This is a genomic window from Robertmurraya sp. FSL R5-0851 (assembly GCF_038002965.1).
Classification (GTDB): domain Bacteria; phylum Bacillota; class Bacilli; order Bacillales; family Cytobacillaceae; genus Robertmurraya_A; species Robertmurraya_A beringensis.
This window is the reverse complement of the sequence record NZ_JBBOOE010000001.1, coordinates 781,319-799,735: the sequence shown is the minus strand read 5'-3', so window position 1 is coordinate 799,735 and position 18,417 is coordinate 781,319. Positions and strand designations below refer to the sequence as shown.

Annotated in this window: 16 protein-coding genes; 6 read left to right on the top strand and 10 right to left on the bottom strand. The window is 38.4% G+C overall.

Annotated features, from left to right (window positions below; genetic code table 11):
• Positions 1–5 precede the first annotated feature (5 nt).
• On the top strand, positions 6–1,142 hold the full coding sequence (locus tag MKX65_RS04160) for a sensor histidine kinase (RefSeq protein WP_340902488.1): 1,137 nt from the start codon (positions 6–8) through the stop codon (positions 1,140–1,142).
• Entirely contained in the window at positions 1,139–1,741 is a 603-nt protein-coding gene (locus tag MKX65_RS04155; RefSeq protein WP_340902487.1) for a response regulator transcription factor, read from the top strand. Before MKX65_RS04160 ends, MKX65_RS04155 begins: the two co-directional genes overlap by 4 nt.
• Before the next feature lie 50 nt (positions 1,742–1,791).
• On the opposite strand, the gene MKX65_RS04150 is transcribed toward MKX65_RS04155, so the two are convergent.
• From MKX65_RS04150 to MKX65_RS04140, 3 genes are all read right to left on the bottom strand, one after another.
• Positions 1,792–2,541, bottom strand: coding sequence for a hypothetical protein (locus MKX65_RS04150; RefSeq protein WP_340902486.1), 750 nt, complete (start codon positions 2,539–2,541; stop codon positions 1,792–1,794).
• A 2-nt stretch (positions 2,542–2,543) separates the two neighbouring features.
• Complete coding sequence (locus tag MKX65_RS04145; protein ID WP_340902485.1) at positions 2,544–3,257, bottom strand: hypothetical protein; 714 nt, start codon at positions 3,255–3,257, stop codon at positions 2,544–2,546.
• A gap of 532 nt (positions 3,258–3,789) precedes the next feature.
• The gene (locus tag MKX65_RS04140) at positions 3,790–4,740 is read right to left on the bottom strand and encodes a ribose-phosphate diphosphokinase (protein WP_340902484.1); all 951 of its coding nucleotides are present in this window, start codon (positions 4,738–4,740) and stop codon (positions 3,790–3,792) included.
• A 347-nt stretch (positions 4,741–5,087) separates the two neighbouring features.
• Here MKX65_RS04140 and MKX65_RS04135 point away from each other — a divergent pair, with 347 nt between their 5' ends.
• The 3 genes from MKX65_RS04135 (at position 5,088) to MKX65_RS04125 (ending at position 9,178) form a co-directional block, all read left to right on the top strand.
• Positions 5,088–6,884: a CotS family spore coat protein gene (locus MKX65_RS04135; protein WP_340902483.1), complete on the top strand. Its 1,797-nt coding sequence runs from the start codon at positions 5,088–5,090 to the stop codon at positions 6,882–6,884.
• Between the two features lie 79 nt (positions 6,885–6,963).
• On the top strand, positions 6,964–8,106 hold the full coding sequence (locus MKX65_RS04130; RefSeq protein ID WP_160548731.1) for a glycosyltransferase: 1,143 nt from the start codon (positions 6,964–6,966) through the stop codon (positions 8,104–8,106).
• A gap of 121 nt (positions 8,107–8,227) precedes the next feature.
• Positions 8,228–9,178 carry an NAD-dependent epimerase/dehydratase family protein gene (locus MKX65_RS04125; protein ID WP_160548732.1) on the top strand — a complete coding sequence of 317 codons (951 nt, stop codon included), beginning with the start codon at positions 8,228–8,230 and terminating at the stop codon, positions 9,176–9,178.
• 89 nt (positions 9,179–9,267) lie between these two features.
• Here MKX65_RS04125 and MKX65_RS04120 read toward each other — a convergent pair whose 3' ends face one another.
• Positions 9,268–9,705 (bottom strand): ASCH domain-containing protein, encoded by a 438-nt coding sequence (locus MKX65_RS04120; RefSeq protein ID WP_160548733.1) that lies wholly within the window; start codon positions 9,703–9,705, stop codon positions 9,268–9,270.
• Between the two features lie 497 nt (positions 9,706–10,202).
• Here MKX65_RS04120 and MKX65_RS04115 point away from each other — a divergent pair, with 497 nt between their 5' ends.
• Positions 10,203–11,459 carry a S8 family peptidase gene (locus MKX65_RS04115; RefSeq protein WP_340902479.1) on the top strand — a complete coding sequence of 419 codons (1,257 nt, stop codon included), beginning with the start codon at positions 10,203–10,205 and terminating at the stop codon, positions 11,457–11,459.
• Between the two features lie 143 nt (positions 11,460–11,602).
• Here MKX65_RS04115 and MKX65_RS04110 read toward each other — a convergent pair whose 3' ends face one another.
• The 6 genes from MKX65_RS04110 to MKX65_RS04085 form a co-directional block, all read right to left on the bottom strand.
• Complete coding sequence (locus MKX65_RS04110) at positions 11,603–11,770, bottom strand: anti-repressor SinI family protein (RefSeq protein WP_340902477.1); 168 nt, start codon at positions 11,768–11,770, stop codon at positions 11,603–11,605.
• Between the two features lie 108 nt (positions 11,771–11,878).
• Positions 11,879–12,568, bottom strand: a complete 690-nt coding sequence (locus MKX65_RS04105) for a response regulator transcription factor (protein WP_340902476.1) — start codon at positions 12,566–12,568, stop codon at positions 11,879–11,881.
• A complete protein-coding gene (locus MKX65_RS04100; protein WP_340902475.1) occupies positions 12,565–14,646 on the bottom strand; it encodes a 7TM diverse intracellular signaling domain-containing protein in 2,082 nt (693 codons plus the stop codon). The genes MKX65_RS04105 and MKX65_RS04100 overlap by 4 nt, the downstream gene beginning before the upstream one ends.
• A 225-nt stretch (positions 14,647–14,871) precedes the next feature.
• A complete protein-coding gene (locus MKX65_RS04095; protein ID WP_340902474.1) occupies positions 14,872–16,230 on the bottom strand; it encodes a M14 family zinc carboxypeptidase in 1,359 nt (452 codons plus the stop codon).
• A gap of 51 nt (positions 16,231–16,281) precedes the next feature.
• Positions 16,282–17,304, bottom strand: coding sequence for a FecCD family ABC transporter permease (locus MKX65_RS04090; protein ID WP_340906158.1), 1,023 nt, complete (start codon positions 17,302–17,304; stop codon positions 16,282–16,284).
• Positions 17,304–18,317, bottom strand: coding sequence for a FecCD family ABC transporter permease (locus MKX65_RS04085; RefSeq protein ID WP_340902473.1), 1,014 nt, complete (start codon positions 18,315–18,317; stop codon positions 17,304–17,306). Before MKX65_RS04085 ends, MKX65_RS04090 begins: the two co-directional genes overlap by 1 nt.
• Positions 18,318–18,417: the final 100 nt, after the last annotated feature.

Sequence of the window (18,417 nt, the reverse complement as noted above, 5' to 3'; positions counted from 1 at the left end):
GAAATATGAAAAAGTCAATCGGGATCTTTCCAAAGCAATTTGGCTTTTTCCCCTACATATTTTTGATTTATGTTCTTTTTCCGATTAACTATTTACTTGGGGAAACTGGGACGAAGCAAATCATTGGTTTCGGATTGGTACTCCTGTTTTTAATTACCTACCGGCAGCTCTATTTTACAACTGGAAAAAGGGAATTCACTTATTGGCTAACTGTTCAAATGTTGATTATTCTCATTTTTAGTTGTTTCTACGACTTAAATCATATATTTCTAGGATTCTTCCCAGCTAACTTTATTGGGTATTACCGGGAAAAGGTGAAATTTAAACGAGCATTTTATAGTCTAATTGCTGTCTTATTAGCTCCTTTTGTTTATCATTTTGTCATAGGTAACATCCATTTTACAAAAGACATTCTTTATTTCGTTCCTTTTCTGATCATAATGTTCATTTCACCATTTGGGATTCGCTCCATGAATCGAAGAATGGAGCTGGAACAGAAGCTTGAAAAAGCAAACCAGCATATTGAAGAATTAGTGAAGCGTGAAGAAAGGGTGCGTATTGCTAGGGATCTTCATGACACACTTGGGCATACCTTGTCATTATTGACTCTAAAAAGTCAGCTAGTTCAAAGACTAGTCGCAGTAGATATCGATCGTGCTCGTAAGGAAGCTAAAGAAATGGAAGTCACTTCACGGACGGCTCTAAAGCAAGTCCGTGAGCTTGTATCCGATATGAGAACCATTACGATCGCTGAGGAGTTATTACAAGTTCAACAAATTTTGAGAGCTGCTGAAATTACGTACGAATATAATGGTTCGTCTGACTTTTCTCACATCCCACCCGTTACACAAAACATTGTGAGCATGTGCATTCGAGAAGCTGCAACCAACGTCGTAAAACACAGCAAAGCAACTCATTGTACCATATCTATCTCACAATCTACTGAAAAAATGGACATTACCATTCACGATGATGGAATGGGCATAGAGAAAAACAAACTCTTTGGAAATGGGTTAAGAGGCATGGAAGAAAGGCTTGCTCTGATCGATGGTGGGCTCGGGCTTAAAAACCACCATGGAACCATGTTAAAAATTATTGTCCCTATTATTAAAAAAGCAGAGCAAAGAGGAGCAATTGTATGATTCGATTATTTATTGCTGAAGATCAAAAAATGTTATTAAGTGCACTAGGCTCCCTTCTAGATTTAGAAAAAGATATGGAAGTGATTGGTCAAGCGGTCAATGGAGAAGAAGCACTCTCCTCCATCCTCAGATTAAAACCAGATGTTTGCTTGATGGATATAGAAATGCCGGTACTTAGTGGATTGGATGTTGCTGAACAGCTTTCACAGAGAGGCTCTCACAGTAAAGTAATTATCTTAACAACATTCGCTCGTCCTGGCTATTTCGAGCGTGCGGTTAAAAGCGGGGTGCATGGATACTTGTTAAAGGATGGAGAGATTGACGAGTTAGCAGATGCCATCCGAAAGTGCATGACGGGAAAACGGATATTCAGCCCAGAGCTTACCTTTGACTTAATCCGTGAGGAAAATCCGCTTACCGAACGGGAACAGCAAATTCTACAATTGGCTTCCTTAGGAAAAACCACAAAGGAGATCACTTCAGAGCTGTACCTTTCCTCTGGAACTGTAAGGAACTATATATCGGAAATCATTCAAAAACTTGAAGCTAAAAATCGCACAGAAGCAGCAAGTATTGCCAAGACAAAAGGTTGGATCTAACTTTATTAAATTCTGGAAGGGCCTTTCGCTGGAGAGATCCTTCCTAAATTTTATTTCGGGATTTCTAAATCTACTGTATTTAATATCATCACATGCTCCTGATCAATATCATCTACCACATACGTATTTCCATTTACAGTTTGTTTTGGAAATGCCTCTTTTCCCCACTGGTCATAAGGGAGCCATCCAAAATAGGCACTTTGCAAAGGAAAAAAATCATTGAAGAACAAGCTGGATTGCCCTACTCTATCTTCCATTAATACTGAATTTAAAACGAGAGCCCAATCCTTTGGTAATTGTAATATTCCATAAGACTTTTCTCTTAATGAGATTTCCTTTTCCATTTGAATTCTTGGAGAATAATGTTCCACCCCATCAGTCATCCCATAGTTTCTATTCCTAAGTAAGTAAAACTGAATCGCTTGCAGCTGATCGTCCGGGTGCACATTCCAAACAATAGCGAATGAAGTAGGGTCATTTCCGTTTACCTTCCACACTTTCGGTTCACCTTTTGTATCGATCATTAAGACTTGCCATTTATGATTCCTCCAGCTCCAGTAGCATAGTCCATAATCCTCATTGGCTGAAATATATGGGACAACCACGTGATGTGTGTCAACAAATAAGATATCTTGAATGACCTTTGCTTCTGCTTCTTCATAGGTCCTATTAATCTCTTGAACGATTTGCTCATTAGAGGGAAATGGTTTAGGCGGCCAAAAAAGGAACCAATAAACTAAAAAGGTTGTCAGTGATACTGCACCGAAAGCGATGAGTAGCCACATATTCTTCTTTTTCATGATCAATGGACCTCCTCAAGAAACGAATCGGCTGATCTAAAATAAAACTCCTTTTCCTTTGTTTTAATTAATAATCCTTTTCCATCACCTTCAATATAAATAACTGGGCTTTTCCCACTGCCCCACTTTTCGTTCACCCCTGTAAGCTGATAAGGGAATCGTTCATCTCGTTCGTTAGATTCCATTTCCATATAGGTCTCTTCATACCAATCTTGACTATATACCATTTCAACCGTCATATTAGGGAGTTGTTTCCCTAATGCTACTTTATTGATCTTTTGCTCTGTAGCAGAAGGGTGAATCTGAAGCAGAGAAGCATTTTCTATACTTGATAGATAGGTAGTTGCTTCCTTTTCAGGATAGAATGCATGCTGCAACGGTACAGCAAGTAACGTCGTTGCTATGAAAGTAACATTCGCCCCAAAACCTAACCAAGCATGTGATCGGTATGTCTCCCATCTTCCTTCTTTCCTCTTTAGAATGAAATATAATATCCATACACCCAGTGGTAATAGAGGGATCTTTACTACCGTATCAAACATGGGCCAATTGATATTAAATGAAAATAGTCCTATGTATAAAACGACGATAACTTTCCAAGCTTTTAGTTTGATCTTCTTTTTTTGATAGATGCGAAAGGAGATTAATCCTATACTTACCCACGCTATAAGATTTAGGATGAAGGTAATTAGGTTAAAAGTAAAGTCTACAGTCATTGATCCACCTCCCGTTTTTTCGTCTCAAAACAAACACTATTATTTCCCAATTTTACCATATGTGGTGCTACAATATATGTATTCATTGGTGAAAGGATGGATTCTTCTGCTTATTTATAATTTCCTCATATAAGATTAGAACTACTTAAAAAAAATAAGCGGAAGAATTCCGTTAATTTTGGGAAATAGCAACATTTCCCGAAAATTAAGCGTAGTTTTTCCGCTTATATGAAATTAATCTTTAGATTTAGCTATAAATAAAGAAGTTAATCGGAAAATTTCCGCTTAAATCTGCTTCTTTAGCCCCTACTATACACATTAACCGGAATTTCTCCGCCTATGAATTCCTATACCTCCGCGAAAAAGTCAACAATGAATAACAACAGATATTTTTCCAATTGCCAGCGATTACATTTATCAAAAGCCTTTGGCAAAAAGTTGCAGTCCCATTCAGTTGCGAATGGGACTGCTAATTGGTTTGCTAATTAAGTTTTTGTACTTGAAAATACTGCAAGTGGATAGAGTTTTTCTGTTATTCAAATAATGGACTTACCGCTTTTTCACTATGAATTCGGTCAATTGCTTCTACTAGCAATGGGGCAACTGATAAGCAAGTGATTTTCTCAAGTTGTTTTTCTTCAGGTTGTTCAATCGTGTTCGTCACAACGAGTTCTTTAATTGGTGACTGTTCAATTTTTTCAATGGAGTTCCCTGTTAAGACTGCGTGTGTACAGCCAGCATAGATGGCTTTTGCACCGTGTTCAGCTAATGCTTTTGCTGCAAACGTGATAGTTGTTCCTGTATCAATGAGGTCATCAATAATGATTGCATTTTTACCTTCTACATTCCCGATCACATCGTATGTTGCTTGTCCGCCTTCTTCCGGCTTTCTTTTATCAATAAGAGCAATTGGGGCATTTAAGGTATTGGCTAATTTTCTAGTTCTTCCGATACTACCGTTGTGTGGAGCTACAATGACCATATCTTCTAGCCCTTTTTCCATAAAATATTGTGCAAGAACGGGTACACCGATTAAATGTTCCACTGGGATATCAAAGAAACCTTGTAACTGAGGAGTATGAAGATCCATGGTAAGAATTCGGTTTGCTCCAGCAGATTCTAACAGATTAGCTACTAGCTTAGCCGTGATTGGCTCACGTGAACGCGCCTTACGATCTTGTCTCCCATAAGCATAGTAAGGAATTACCACATTAATGACACCCGCGGAAGCTCTTTTCAACGCATCAATCATAATTAAAAGCTCTAAAATATTATCGTTCACAGGGTACGAAGTGGATTGAACAACAAATACCTCACAGCCGCGGACACTTTCTTCAATATGAATTTGGATTTCTCCATCGCTAAACTGTGTAACAGAACAAATTCCCATTTTACAACCTAAAATCTCCGTCATCTCTTCAACGAGCTTACGGTTTGAATTCAATGAAAACAACCTAAAATTATTACTTAATTGATAAGGCACCTTATATCCCCCATACTTTTTTAAATTCGGTGTTTCAATTCCATACGATTCTTCTTACTTTCTCGCTTAACAATAGAAACTCCTTCTTAAATTGACGAAAAAAGAAGATTTTTGTCGTTGCAATTTATCTCTTCTAATAATATCACCATCTACAGTTGATTGTAGCAAAATCTTTTGATTTTCTTCGAATTGAAAAAAAACCCTGGAATACAGTCAAAAGTTAGTTAAACATAACAAATTTTTGCACTTACCTAAACCCAAGCTCCACGAATGTCCCTTTCAATCTACCCATCCGTGACATATACATAAGAAAGTATCCTTATTGTTTGAGATTGGAGGAAATGAATGTGCACGATTATATAATCGAACCGTGGGACCATCTAGTTGATTCAGCCACTAGTGAAGCAGACTTAGAACAGTATGTCCCACCTGAGTTAGAGCAACTAGCGTATGAAGTAATATCCAAATATGATATGACCGTCTCCGATATGACTCTTATCACTTCTAAGCCAGATAAGGGTGGAGCTATATGGAAAATTGAGACCAATCATGGTCCTCGAAGTATCAAAGTACTTCACCGTCAGCCTACAAGAAGCTTATTTAGTATTGGGGCACAAGTTTATGTAGTTCAACAAGGAGCGAGAGTTCCCGCACTAATACCAACCAAGGATAATAGCCAATATGTAGAAGCCGGAGGGAAGGCATGGATTGTAACAGATTGGGTAACCCCACTTGAGCAGGTTACCAAAATTGATTTGGAAGGAGCTGCTCCGCTTTGCTATGGTCTTGGGGAATTTCACCGCCATACGAAAGGATATATTCCGCCAAAAGGAGCAGCCAAATCTTCCAGATTATATAGATGGGATCAATACTATGAAAAAATGATTCAGAAAATAGGTTGGTTCCGTGATATTGCTCTTGCCTATCCTGAAACTGTTGCTAGTCCACACCTATTATCTGTTGTTGATAAATTTGAACTACAAGCCCTGGATATGTTTAAAAGATTCAAAGATTCGGCCTATCGAAAAATGATAGCAAAAGGAGAGGCAAATTGGGGCTTAGCTCACCAAGATTATGGCTGGTCCAATGGTCAACAAGGTCCTGGTGGAATTTGGGTTATAGATTTAGATGGTGTTTCTTATGATTTACCTATTCGCGACTTAAGAAAGATTATTACTAGTACCATGGATGATATGGGAACCTGGGACCTCGAATGGATTCGTGGCGTTATAGATGCATACCACCAAGCAAATCCAATTGATCAAGAAACATTTGAATTGTTATGGATCGACATGGCCTTTCCAAATGAATTTTATAAACATGTAAAAGAAGTGGTATTTGAACCAGTTACTTTTATGAATACAGAGCTTGATGCTATTTTGGATCGAATTACACAAACAGAATCCAATAAATGGGAAGTACTGTCTGAATTAGCCAAGGACAAAGAGAAATATGCTCCGGGTGATTATACAGAAACTGAAGAGATCTATCACATTAACCCAAGAGAAGTGGTATTAGCAGATTATGTTATGCAAAATTCTCTTATTGACGAAGATCAGCATCCTAAGGTTAAAGCACAAAAACCTGATTCAACTGTAACCAATGAGTCTGAGTCAACTAGTTCTAAAGAAACTGCCACCCAGTCTAAGGAGAAGAGTGAAACTACAGTTGGACATAGAGTTCATAATATTAGAGAGATTATTTTAGAAATTCAAAAATCTCTAATAGACATAAACCGTTTAAAACTTCTGAATAAAACCGAGGCAGAAAAAACAACTCAACCCCTCCGTCACCTTGAAGTTCCATCCTTATTAAAAGAGACCCAGTTGCTAAGGTTGAAACCACCTCAAGAAAACAGTCTATCAAGGTTGATAAGAAAAAAACAAGAACGTTCAGTGATATCTAATCAACCAAGTAACTCTTTGGAAAATAAAATTGATTTCAGCCGAATAAGAAATCAGATTTTTCTAGATCAACCATTAATTAATGATAGTTTCTCCAAAACTTTGAAAAGAATAAAGGAAAGTCAATCTTCTTCTAATAAGGCGACATTAAAAAAAGCCAGTACCGATTATGAAAGTGTTTTATCAAAGATTAGAAGAAAGAATGAAGAAAGTTCATTTAGATCTAAGGAAAAAAACTAAATCCTACTTTCCTATTACCCGAGAACATTGAATCTGAATAATCGATATACAAACGTATAGAAAGAAGGGATTACATTACATGAAAGTATTATTGATATGTACTGAAATGCTCCCTGTTCCTAATATTAGAGGAGGAGCTATTCAAACTTATATATGTGGTGTTTCTGGTTTATTTAGTGAAAAGCACGACATCACCATTATTAGTCGAGAAGATCCCGATCTACCTAATGAAGAGGTTGTTAACGGAATTCGTTATGTCCGTATTCTTTCAAATCGCATACTAGATATATACATGCAGGGGATCATTAATTTTCTTTCAGAAACAAAAGAGCAATATGATATTATCCACATTTTCAATCGTCCAAAGCTAGTGCTTCCAGTAAGCGAATTAGCCCCCACCTCTCGGATTATTCTGAGTATGCATAACGATATGTTTAAGCCCGAAAAAATAAGTAGAGCAGAAGGAGCCGCTGCAATTGAGAAAATCGACACAATTATAACCATAAGCAAATATATCGGTCAGGCAATTGTTGCGTATTTTCCTGAAGCAGCCCCTAAAATACGCCCTATCTATTCAGGTGTAGATTTATCCCGATTCGCCCCTTGGAAAGAATCTGAATCTGCACTGCGGGCTAGAAAAAACATTCGATCCCAATACAATCTGGAATCAAAGAAAGTGATATTATTTGTTGGCCGACTATCCAGAAATAAAGGCCCTCACGTACTGGTAAAGGCCATGTCCCATGTTAAAGATCCAGATGCCGTACTAGTCATCGTAGGAGCAGCTTGGTATAGCGATGATTCGATTAGTGATTACATCGCTTACACTCGTGCACTAGCTGAACGATCACCAATACCAGTTATCACCACAGGATATGTTCAAGCAGATGAAGTACACAATTGGTTTTGTGCCGCCGATATATTCGTTTGTACTTCCATTTGGGAGGAGCCTCTCGCGAGAGTTCATTATGAAGCCATGGCCGCAGGACTTCCTTTTATCACCACTTCTAGAGGAGGAAATCCTGAAATCGTTCAAAACGATAACGGGTACCTTGTTGAAGATCCTGAAGATCCTCTGGAATACGCAAACTATCTCAATAAAATGTTGTCTAACATAGAGGCTATTAGGCAAATGGGGCTCCGCGGAAGGAAATTGGTCGAACAGAACTTTACTTGGAGGCATGTCGCTAATAATATTCTTTCTGTGTGGGCTGACTCTTAGAACACTTTATAGCAGGGATAGGCTTGATTGGTCATTCTCTAGAGTTAGAGCTTTCCCTGCTACAGTGAATACTTCACCTTAAATATTATTGTTCTTTACAAACATAAAGGAGTGTAAAATCATGAAAATACTTGTCACAGGGGCTGCAGGCTTTATTGGATCTCATCTCTGTGAACGCTTGCTTCAAAACCCACAAAATGAAGTACTTGGTATCGATGTATTCCTACCATCAGCAACCCCTAGATGGATACGGGAACGAAACCTTCAATACCTTCATCATTCTCCACGATTTACTTTTATTGAAGCAGACTTACTTCAAATAAATTGGGATACTTTGCTTGAAGGGGTCGATATCATTTACCATCTTGCAGGAGTTCCAGGAGTTAGAACTAGCTGGGGGGAAGACTTCAAATTATATGTCACCAATAACATTCTTGTCACTCAAAAATTATTAGAAGCTAGTGTTAAATATCCGATTAAAAAATTCATTTATACCTCTACTTCTTCTGTTTACGGGCAAAAAGATGGAAAAGTAGCTGAAAACGACAACCCAACTCCCCTTTCTCCATACGGCGTTACAAAGTTGTCCGGCGAACACTTATGTCGTGTATTTTATCAGAATGACGGATTCCCTATCACCATCCTGCGATTATTTACGGTTTATGGTCCAAGACAACGACCAGATATGGCATTTCACCGATTTATTAACAAAATCCTTCTTAACGAACCTATACAAATATACGGAGATGGCACACAAACAAGGGATTTTACTTATATAAGTGATTGTGTTGAAGCAATCGCAGCGGTTACATCTTCAAATGGGGTTGAGGGGGAAACGATAAATATTGGCGGGAAAGAACGCGCCTCTCTTCTTACATGTTTAACTATTTTAGAAGAAGCCTTTGGTCAAAATATTAACGTCCAATTTACCGGATCAACCTATGGAGAACCTAAACATACATGGGCAGATATAACAAAAGCGCAGACCCTTTTACAGTACGATCCAAAGATTACCTTAAGAGATGGACTTAGAAAAGAAATAGTGGATATTAGAGATTTATATAATATATAAGAGTTATTTCCTTCATGTTAAAAATGAAGGTTTTTTCATGCATTTTTGGTTTGAACCATAAGCGGGCATGATAAAACCCCATTTACTAGTTAGTATGAAAATTCTCCACTATATTCCCATAACCCGAGCTGGCCTTTTGCAGGTATATATTCTTTTAGCATATACATATTAGAAACCTCCCAAGCATACCCTCCTACTCGGTAATCTCCCAACAATAAGTCATTCCCAGATATTATTCGCCCATCTTCTAAGACAGCCGATGTGATGTTGTTTTCTATCACCTTTATACAGTTCACTAAATGACAAACACCAATTATTACACCCCTCGGTAAGGTGCTTGGTGTGTAACCATGCTTATCTAGCATCTCTTGAACTCTTTGATAGCTACATGCAGTAAGATCGATTTTTTTACTCGTATGAATAGCCATCGGACCACGATAATGTGTTCGCCAAGTCCTTGTTTCATATTGAGTCTCTCCAAGTACAAATAAACTTGCCCATGGCTGTTTCATTGATAGAACTTTCAATTAACGGGCCTCCATATCTTCAGATTATATGAACATAGGGTTCCCTATAATGGAATTTATATAAAAAATTTCTTAGTTCTCATAATTTTTTTAAAATAATCTAATGATCAACTAAGTCCATACCAATTCCCTATAGAAGTTAGAATATAAATAATGGCATTATTATTACTCGACTAAAAGGTCTAGATCATAAGAGAATGATTGATATTGTAACCTCATTAAAGATCTTACTTCTAAATCAAAATAAATGACTATTTAGTCTTAATATTTATAACATATCCTTCGATTGTCGAAAATATTTCAAATATCGAACAAGTAATGACAAGTTTAAACAAAATGCACCCATTGAGCGTTATGAGAGTGAATTCTATAATTAAGTTGTTGGAAAATTCTTTTAATAGGGGGATTTTAATGAAGAAGAAACTGATTGCTGGTGCGGTAACAGCTACACTGAGTGCCACTGCCTTTTTTGTATAGGAGTTACTCAAGCTCAAGCGGTGGACAAGAATTACATAGTTATCTTTAAATCTGATACAAATCTTCCATCAAACTATCAAGATCTAGTAAAAAATTCTGGGGGGAAAGTAACGAAAGCATTACCCAAATTAGGGGCTGTTAAGGTTAACTCAGATAACCCTAACTTCCTAGCAAACATTGAAAAAAGCACAGTTGTACTAGACGCTGGCATGGAGAGCACCATTTATCCTGAAGCCCCTGTAGATGTGCAGGCCCTTGAAGACGATTTCACTGCTACTCCAGCGAATGATCTATACAACACCTATCAATGGGATATTAAGCAAGTTACCAACAATGGGGCCTCTTGGAATCTCGAAGGCGGTACGGGAGAGGCGAAGGATGGAAAGGATATTGTAGTAGCCGTTGTGGATACTGGGATTGATTATACTCATCCAGATATAAAGGAAAACTATGCTTACGGAAAATCTTTTGTACCAGGTATAACTAGTCCAATGGATCAAAATGGGCATGGAACACATGTGGCTGGGTCATTTGCCGGAAATGGTAGAGTATTAGGAATTGGACCAGAACTAAAAGTAGCTGCCTATAGAGTGTTTGGACCAACGGGAGGTGCGTACACTTCTGATATTGCCAATGCATTAATGACAGCAGCAGATGATAATGTAGACGTTGTTAATATGTCACTAGGTGGTTACGATTGGTTCCAAAACCCTGATTATGCAACACAAGAGGTTGTTGCAGACGTTCGACTCTTCAACCGTGCTATCCAATATGCGATTAAGAATGGAGTAACTGTAGTCGGATCCGCAGGCAATAATGGTGTAGACCTCTCAAGTCCTGGAAAACTTTCAGGAGATGAAAAAGGGGCAACCCATCGAAGCCCAAGCAGCCAAACAATGATCCGTGTTGCTGCTGGTGGTGAAGAAAAGAACCTCACTTACTATTCTAACTATGGTGTTGGGAAAATTGATGTTATCGCACCAGGCGGCGACTACGGTACAGCTTGGCTAGAAACAGGTGACACCACTTTGAGAGACCGTAATAAATTATGCTTATCGACGGTTCCGGGAGGATATGCCTTCTATGCAGGTACATCTATGGCTGCTCCTAAAACAGCCGGGCTAGCTGGAGTCATTATTGCCAAGTATGGGAAAGATGTTCTATCTCCTTCTCAAGTTAAGCACATGATTCAAAATTCTGCTGACGACTGGTTCAAACCGGGCTATGATGGAGAATCTGGGTTTGGAGCTATCAATGCAGTGAATGCGTTAAAATAATATAAGTAGAATAATCCAGAGGACTCTGTTTCCTCTGGATTGTTTTATTATTTATTAAATTTCTCTAGTCATGAAAAACTACATAAATGAGAAGATATATTTCAATGAGGGTTACTTTTGATACCTTAAAGGGAAACGATGATCTATGTAAAGGATACATTTAGACCCATCGTCTTCACGATCTCAGTTACATGTTTCCCATCCATGATAGACTGTAAGAATGTACGAACCTCCTCTATGGACATTCCCATATCTTTAGCCTGTTTGATTAGTTGAATCCATTCTCCGTCAAGATTCTGAATCTCTTTCATGGCTCTCCTCCTATATCATTCCAGTCTCATAGCTTTAATCATAAATGGTGAAGGTTAAATTTAAGTTAAGAAATTGGAAAATTATAATAAAAGGAGAAAATTAAACTTTTATGAAAGAAATTTATATCCAAATCCCCTTACCGTAATAATATACTCTGGTTTTGACGGGTTTTGCTCAATCTTTTTTCGTAAGGTACTAATATGAACAGAGACTGTTTTCAAATCACCATATTGGCCTTCGCCCCAAATTAAGTCATATAACTGCACCGTATTAAACACCCGTCTTGGATTGGAAGCGAGTAAAATTAACAGCTGTATTTCCTTTGTTGATAAGTGGATCGGGTTTCCCTTTACAGTTACCACATATTGTTCAATATCAATATGTAGCTCTCCCCATTTAATCATATGTGTGCTCTCTTCTTCAGTGGCGGTTTGCTGAGTGCTGCGTCGCAAATGTGCTTTTACTCTTGCCATTAGTTCTCCTGGATCAAATGGCTTTGTGATATAATCATCGGCACCGATCTCTAGCCCACGGATTTTTTCACTTTGTTCCCTTTTGGCACTTAAAAAAATTACGGGGACGTGGATTTGTTTTTCTCGTAGCCTCTCACAAACCTTGAATCCATTCATTCCAGGCAGAAGAATATCTAAAATTACAAGATCTGGCATGACCTCCTGAATACCCGCTAGCGCCTCTTCTCCATTCGCAAATGAGATCACACGATACTCCTGTTCGAGATAGAGCTTCAATAAATTCCGAATATCTACTTCATCTTCAGCAATAACAACGGTCCTCATTTATTCTCCCCCATCTCTCCTGTGTAGATAGGCAATGTAAAATAGAAAGAACTTCCCCGTGATTCCAAGCTTTCAGCCCAAATCATTCCGTTATGGTGATCAATAATTTCTTTAGTAATAGCCAGCCCAAGTCCAGCATTCCGATACGTATCATATTGTTCGGCATCCGCTCGATAGAAACGGTCGAATATATATGGAAGTGACTCCGCATCAATTCCTATGCCATTGTCATGAACGCCAATGACTAAGCTCTGATTACGGTGAATATTCCCTATATTGTCTAGGGCCACAGCGATTTCCTCTTGATGTCTGTGTCTTCTATAAAACTCCTCATATTCAATAACCTCAATCTTAATGAAACCATTCTCTTTTGTATACTTAACGGCATTCGAAATTAAATTCTCCATCACTTGCCTCATTCGGTTCAAATCCATGAACAGAACCCACTCGTTTTTTTCTAAGGAAAGCTGATGATCAAACTGAAATTTAAGGTTTTTACTAGTAACATCTGATTTATATTGATACAAAAACTGAATAAACTTTTGAACAGATACTTTATTTAGAGAAAAACTTGCCTGCCTTTCATCTAATCTTGAAAGGTCATGTAGATCCTGTATTAACCGATCAATATAGATGGTTTTTTCATGAACAATTTTTAGATACGTTTGATCACAAGGTTCAATCACTCCATCCAACATCGCCTTGACATACCCCTGAATAGACGTCATCGGCGTACCTAAATCATGGGAGATATTCGATAGTAGATGGCGTCGTGACCTCTCCATACTGACCAGCTTTTCTGTACTTTTTTGCAGCTCTTCCGTCCTTTTTTGTACCCTTTCTTCAAGCTCTTCATTTAATAAAAGCGTGGCTCGTTCTGCATTTTCTTTTTCCATTTGAATGATTTTCACCCGATCAGCCAGTGCCAACGAAAAGAGAATCATCTCGATAAATGATCCTATTAAGGAGGCATATCGTGTAAAAGTATTCAATGGCAATGTTCCTGCATCTGACAAATAAGAGACCAAGCTAGTTAGTAACAAGATAAACCATGCAAAAAACAAGTAACGAGCCGCCTTATTCCCTCTCTTCCAGCAAAGAATTGTCGTAGTAAGTACAACAGGAATAAAGAGAATCGTAGAAAGAGTAACAAGATGTAAGGCAAGAGAATATGACAACATTAATACAACGAGTATTGCTATATTGAACGTGGTAAGCATATGAAGAATTCTGCTCCACCTCTTTGCATAATGTTGAACATTAAGAAATTTATTGACAAATAAGGCACCGGCCATGTTGGAGAGAGCAATGGAAAAAACAATCGAGCGATTATTCCACCATGGGAAGTCCGGCCATAAGAATTGATAAGCAAATCCATTCAGCGTCAATTGAGTCATACTAACGGCGAAAATTAACAGTACATACCATAAATAGCTCCGTAACCGTAAGGAGCTATATAAAAAAATGTTGTAAACAACCATTACAAGTGTTGACCCGTAATAAATACCGAAAAGAAGATACTCTTTTATGCTTTTTTCCGAAAAAGCTTCTTCATCCCAAAGTACAACCGAGAGCTGTAAGGATCCTTCACTTTGTATTCTGACATAATAGATACTAGTTTCCTTTTCAGGTATGATTAATTCGAATGTCACATGTCGATGCTTCCGGTCTCTCTCGGAAAACGGTAGTAAATCACCGCCATTTAATGCTATATACTTATTCGTCCCATTTTGTTCATATAAAGTAATAGAATCGTGAGGAGCATAGGGGAATTCTAGAATATATTCATCCGTGCTCAGATGATTGTCTATTTCGAAGCGCAGCCAATAGACAGACGACTTGTACCCATAGCTAGGAATGCCTTCTTTATTTTCTGTAAACTGGTTGGATAAAGTGGTTGAAGATACATCTTCTATCGTAAGATTCCCCTCTTTATCTTCGAGTATTTCCATATTTTCATAGATGTTATATTTCCCTGTTTTTTCTTGGTTGATGATTACAGAAGCTTGGGCGTCATTTATGATTCCACCACATATGACGATAACTAGTAAGGCAAGTATTGACCATATTCTTTTCATTGTGGAACCTCCGAAATGCACGTTTAAACAATAATTCTATATAAATGTACCAATTTCCTCCAACAAAAGAAGCAATACCTATTACCTACCCTCTACTTTTTTTGTTTAACTTTCTATTAAAGGGAATCCCGCAACAAAGTTTAAGAAAAGAGCCTTAAAAAAAGCCAACTAGTAAAGTTGACTTTTGAAATCTGGTTTATTTTATTGGTAATTGAGGAGATATATCTATCTGTTTTCTCGGATGTAATTCGCTACAATCAATCCGCTCTCTACTTGAATACGTACCAGCTTTTGAATCGGAATAAATGTGTAATCAAGCTCATTCTCTAACTCATGACAATATTCATCTAATAACTTCTCACCACTATCATGCGCTTCCTTCAGCTTACAGAGAGCTTCTTCATCCCTGTTTTCAAGTAGTTGCAGCCGTTCTATTTCATATGCGCATGTTCGGACCGTTAAACCTAGATACAAGCCATTATAAAATTTTGCCGCATACAGGTTATCAAAAACCTCCGCTATTTTCGCCGATTTTTCGAACTCTGGATTGCTTTTGGCCCATTTGATTTTGGCTTCACTGCCCTCTCGAACGTACTGAATGACTTCCTCCACCAGCTTTACAAAAGGATTTTCCTTTTGTACATAGGGGCGAATATCCTGCAAAATCAGGTCTAAGCGAGCAAAATGGGCTTGAGATACTTCCACACCCTTTAAGATGGCTTCTTTTCGTGTCATTTCACTTTCGCTCATATCCTCGATCCGAGAATCAAAGAAATAAGGCAGCTCCGTCAGAAGTGTGACACAATCGGGGTTTATGCTCCCTGCATAGTCTGAACTTGATGTACCATTTTTAATATTTGGCTTCTCTCCACTATATTTCTCTATGAAATCATACGCCTCACCAATGGTCATATTTTTAAATATCGCAGGTGAAAATTTCGTTATGAAAGGTTCCTCCGGCTCACCTAAATTCAAGGGAATGCCTTGTTTGATTGATGAATTCCGTAATCCCTCATATAGCTCTGGATAGTCATGTGTAATGTACCAATAAGCGCCTCCAAAACCAGCATTATGTAACGAGTACATAAACTCTGGTTTGGTTTCTTCTATTAATTTCATTAATGCTTTCGTTTCCGGAAGCGGGTTGTGAAAATGCAGCTCTTTATAGTCAATAGGAAAGGTCCATTCCACCTGGTCATACCCAATTGGCCGGTAATAATTTTTCGTATAGTTATATACTGTAAACGGCCCTTTAAACCAATTTTCATTTAGACGAACACCATCCGGATCGATACATTTAATCATGTACCATGTAAACCCCAACCCATCTCGTAATTCATCATTCTCCGCTAGTGCACGAGAAAAATACTCTAATGTCATCGCTCCAATCGGTTCATTCGGGTGTGGACAAGCAAAACACAAAGCATTCTTTGGTCCATCTCCAATTTTCATACATAAAATGGGATGTCCGTTTCGCGATTTTCCAGCTTCAAAGACGGTAACGATGCCAGGAAACTCCCGAGCAAGCCTCCTACAGCTCTCATCCATTTCTTCTACAGTCAGAAAAGCCTGGTAATCAGGCACATGATCAACAACAGATTGAATATTTATGTCATCGTTCCCCTCTCAACATTTCTATTTGGTCCTAATTAATAGATAAACAAAATATGGGGCACTCAGCAATGAAACGATAATACCAACAGGAATTTCTGTTGGTGCTAACAGATTCTTCCCGATCGTATCAGACACCATTAATAGTAAAGCACCTATTAATGCGGAGACGGGAATTATATATTGATGTAGCGGTCCCATAATTTTTCTAGCAATATGCGGAACAACTAACCCTAAAAAAGCAATTCCTCCACCCGCTGCAACGGAAGCACCAGCTAGGGCAACGGCAATAAGCAATAACAGCCGCCTCTCAGACTCAACATTTGTACCCAATCCAGAGGCTACATCATCCCCTAAATTTAATACATTTAAGGAATGAGCTTTATGAAGAGCGATAGGAATTAATAGTAAAATCCAAGGTAATAGAGCAAACACGAAATTCCAGCTAGCGTTCCATATATCTCCTGTCAGCCAAACCGTCGCTTGTCTGAAGTCTTGTGGATCCATTTTCAATTGAAAAATAGTAAGAAAAGCAGCAAAACCAGCATTTACACCAATTCCAACTAAAACCAGTCGAATCGGGTTGACCCCTCTTTTCCATGCCAACGCATAGATGATAAAAGCAGCGACAATTGCACCCACTAAAGCAGCCACCGGCATGATAAAAATAGTGAAAGAACTCGTCACATCGAGTTGTCCCTTGAAAAAATACATAAATAAAACAACCGCAAGACCTGCTCCAGTGTTGATACCTAAAATTCCAGGATCAGCCAGTTCATTTTGAGTAATTCCCTGTAAGATAACACCTGAAATAGCTAATCCTGCCCCAATTAATAGAGCCAGTAAAATGCCTGGTAAACGAAAATCAAACAGAACAAGCTCCTGCCGTGCCGTACCATGATGAAATAATGTTTTGATGACATCTGCTGGGGCAATTTGAATAACCCCTGTGCTTAAACTAACAAAAAACATGAGTAAAATCGTTATGATTAATAAAACAATGATACCGACCAGCTTTTTCTTCTTTTTTACTTCAACCGCATTCATCATTTTCCACCTCCACTACCTCGAGCTAAATAAAGGAAGAAGGGAACTCCGATAAGAGAGGTAATGGCTCCCACTGGTGTTTCAAAAGGAGCATTCACTAGTCTCGAAACCACATCTGCTAAAACCAGTAACAACGCCCCAAAAAGAATAGATGACGGAATAACCCACCTGTAATCCGTTCCAATAATGAATCTCGTAATATGTGGAACAATAAGTCCGACAAACCCTACGGCACCAGCTACTGATACGGCTGCACCTGTTAGGATGAGAATGGATAGAATCCCAAATAATTTAATCATTAAATTATTTTGTCCTAAGCCTGTTGCCATGTCTTCTCCTAAGCTGAGGACGGTAATGGATTTGGAGATTACAATCGCGATCAATAAACCGATGATACCTGAAATAACCAGAATAGTGACAGAGGCCCAACTTGTCCCATCTAGACCACCAGCAAGCCAAAAGGCCATTTGTTTTTCCAAATTAAAATGTAAGGACAGAATCGAAGAGATGGAACGTAGCATCGTCCCGATTGCCACCCCTGCTAAGGCAAGCTTTACTGGAGTTAACCCACTAGGAGAAAAAGAACCAACCATAAAAACAAGTCCTACAGCTAAACCAGCACCGATAAAGGACGAACTGATTAGCCCCACCGTCGAAATGGTAGGAAAAAATGCTAGCATCAGGACGAGGGCAAAAGCCGCTCCATCTGTTACCCCCATAATGGAAGGAGATGCCAATGGATTTCGTGTCATCCCTTGCATGATCGCACCGGAAACAGCAAGAAAAGCACCAACTAGTGCCGCTGAAAAGGCGCGTGGCAAACGTAGTTCTTGAATCACCTGATGTGTAGTTAATTCTGGATCAAAATGAAACACAGCCTGCCATACCGTTCCTAGTGCTATATTGGTTGACCCGTATGAAACCGATAAGCCAATTGAAACAATTAATAAAAGGATGGTTATAATATTGATGATAAGTTTTGATGTGTTCGAATGATGAATAAATTCGCGCATGGATCTCCCCTGTTTTCTGCTAAATTCTTTAAATTGTCAAAAAAAATTACAAAAGTCGATTGACTGATTAATTGAAAATGATTATCATTGACGAAGAAAT